At 37.3% G+C, this 2,600-nt stretch carries 4 protein-coding genes; all 4 read left to right on the top strand.

Annotated features, from left to right (window positions below; translation table 11 throughout):
- Positions 1-93: 93 nt before the first annotated feature.
- From AB1630_12125 to AB1630_12110, 4 genes are read left to right on the top strand one after another with little or no spacing between them, the layout of a single operon-like run.
- On the top strand, positions 94-366 hold the full coding sequence (locus AB1630_12125) for a transposase (GenBank protein ID MEW6104540.1): 273 nt from the start codon (positions 94-96) through the stop codon (positions 364-366).
- Positions 367-386: 20 nt separating this feature from the next.
- Positions 387-710, top strand: coding sequence for a hypothetical protein (locus AB1630_12120; GenBank protein ID MEW6104539.1), 324 nt, complete (start codon positions 387-389; stop codon positions 708-710).
- A gap of 8 nt (positions 711-718) precedes the next feature.
- Complete coding sequence (locus AB1630_12115) at positions 719-1,732, top strand: ATP-binding protein (GenBank protein MEW6104538.1); 1,014 nt, start codon at positions 719-721, stop codon at positions 1,730-1,732.
- Between the two features lie 19 nt (positions 1,733-1,751).
- On the top strand, positions 1,752-2,051 hold the full coding sequence (locus AB1630_12110) for a DUF3368 domain-containing protein (protein ID MEW6104537.1): 300 nt from the start codon (positions 1,752-1,754) through the stop codon (positions 2,049-2,051).
- Positions 2,052-2,600 lie beyond the last annotated feature (549 nt).

Here is a 2,600-nt window from a genome sequence, read left to right as displayed (position 1 = left end):
AAAAGCACAATAAAAATAGAGTTCTCGCTTCGCTAAAGGGGGAAAGGGGGAGGATTATTCTAATATTTTTCAATAACCATAAATTTAAGCCCTATGAAAGGTTTTAGTAAAATTGGGGAATTTCTAAATGAGTTTCTTGAAACTTCAAAGGTAAAGATGGTGTTTTTGCCTCCCTATTCTCCAAACTTAAACATAATTGAGCGGTTATGGAAATTTTTTAAGCAAAAAGTTCTCAGGGGTTATTATTATGAGAATTTTGAAGAATTTAGAGAAAAAACAATTGACTTTTTTAGAAATGTAGCTATAATCTACAAAGAAGAATTAAACACTTTGCTTGCTGAAAACTTTAGCTTTGAATATGGCTAAAATTCGCAAACCAATTTTGTTTGCGTATAGAAGAAGCAGACCTTTTATGTGACCGCGTGGCTATTCTGGTAAAAGGAAAAATTTTAGTAACTGATACTCCTTTAAATTTAAAGGCAAAAACCGATAAAAAATCATTGGAAGAGGCATTTATGAAGATTACAGGCTTAGAACCAGGGGTTTTAGCAATAGAAAATTGCCTCTTACTTAATACAGTGGACGGCCTGCGAATATCATTTTTAGGTGGTTCAGACAAAATGATTCTTTCATATACTCTGATACTTATCGGCTTTTTACTTCTTTTTATTGTTCCAGCAGTAAATTTACTCCGTAAAAAGTTTGAATAGGAAATAAGATGAAACAAATTGTTATCATCAGTGGAAAAGGTGGCACGGGTAAAACCGTAATTACCGGTGCATTTGCGGCATTAGCCAAAAATAAAGTTATGGTTGACTGCGATGTGGACGCCGCGGATTTACATTTGTTGTTACAGCCTAAGATACAAGAACGACATAGTTTTAGAAGCGGTTTAAACGCTGTAATAGACAAAAGGATATGCCAGCAATGCGGTAACTGTATCGTAGTATGCCGTTTTAATGCCATAAGCGAGAGTTTCACTATCGACTCTGTGTCTTGCGAAGGGTGCGCCTTTTGTAGTCATATTTGTCCAGTTCAAGCTATAAAAATGGAAAAGAATCTTGCCGGAGAATGGTTTATTTCAGAAACCCGCTTTGGCCCTTTGGTGCACGCCAGGCTCGGAATTGCTGAGGAAAATTCAGGCAAACTCGTCTCTTTGGTGAGAAAACAGGCAAAAGAACTGGCAGAAAAAAACGGTTGCGATTGGGTTATTATTGACGGCGCTCCTGGGATAGGATGTCCGGTAATTGCCTCGCTTTCTGATATAGACTGCGCTTTGGTAGTAACCGAGCCAACCCTGTCTGGCTTACACGATGCCATAAGGGTCATAGATGTAGCTAAACATTTCAATGTTACAGTAAAACTTGTAATAAACAAATATGACTTAAATCCTGAAATGTCAGAGAAAATAGAAGGATATTGTAACAAAAACGCTATTTCTTTAATTGGAAAGATTGGATTTGATAAATCTGTTGTTGAGGCAATGGTAGAGGGTAAAACGATATTAGAATATAAAGATACAAAAGTAAAAGAAGAGGTTATGAAAATCTTAAGAGATACTCCAAAATTAAAGAAAAGGTACGTGTTTAGCTTCGCTAAACATACAATTAAACAAAGCGATTTCTGGCTCTTTAGCATAAGGAAGCTCGATACACTCCATCTATTTATGGTACGCTCTATATTCCCGAAAAGGAAAAGAAAGGTTAGCAGCACAAGAAGCAGAAAAGGCTAAATGGATAAAGCGAGAAAAGGTGCAAAATCGACTTTCAGTAAATATTCTTCGGACAACTCTAAGTGCTGTTGAAAGTGAAACCCTGGTGTTGGCATCAGAATTAAATGGAGATTTAGTCTTGTTAGATGAGAAACCTGCGAGAATAACGGCGGATAGAATAGGAATCAGCAAGACTGGGACACTTGGTATATTGGTGGCGGCTAAGTCTGGTGGACTTATTTCAGAAGTGAAGCCATATGTTGATGAATTGATTGCCAAAGACTTCAGGGTGAGTAATGAGTTATATCTGGAGATATTAAAGCAGGCAGGGGAGATTTAGGATGATAGAATTTTACGCTTTGCGGCATACGGTCGTTGTGGTTTGAGATGGGATTTAGGAGTCCAGAGGAGGTTAAGTCCCGAGGGGGCAGACCTGAATGGCACTGACTTAAGAAAAATTTAAATAAAAGACCTCCAGATGTCAATTAAGTAAAAAAGTTAAGTTAGAATATCAATCTAATCTTGCTGATATATCATCTTATCCTCCTAATACTGTAGTTACGTCATTTGTAACTATTCACCACGAAGAGCACGAAGGACACAAAATGGAATTTAATGTCTTGTAATTTTCGGTAGTGTCTGACAATAACTACAATATCTTTCATTTAATGTCCCATAGGGACAACATATCGGTAGGTTACGCTAAGGCAATCTCTGCATCAGGTTCGTAGAGTTTAAAGCCGGTGCGGGTGATAAGCCTTAAAGGCTATCTACTCACTAACCATAACCAGAGTGGGGTAAAGACAATTATCTTTTGGTCAAATAGTTCTTCTCCCTCAAAATCTTTGGTTAAAATGAGGGCTTTGGTTAGTTTAAACTCATCCATTGC

It is taken from the genome of bacterium (assembly GCA_040753555.1).
Classification (GTDB): Bacteria; UBA9089; UBA9088; order UBA9088; family UBA9088; genus JBFLYE01.
Note: the sequence above shows the minus strand (reverse complement) of the source record. Positions and strands in the feature narration are given on the sequence as shown.

Excerpts from the sequence above, each read along its gene's own strand:
- AB1630_12125 (MEW6104540.1), top strand. The coding sequence starts at position 94 with ATGAAAGGTTTTAGTAAAATTGGGGAATTTCTAAATGAGTTTCTTGAA.
- AB1630_12115 (MEW6104538.1), top strand. The coding sequence starts at position 719 with ATGAAACAAATTGTTATCATCAGTGGAAAAGGTGGCACGGGTAAAACC.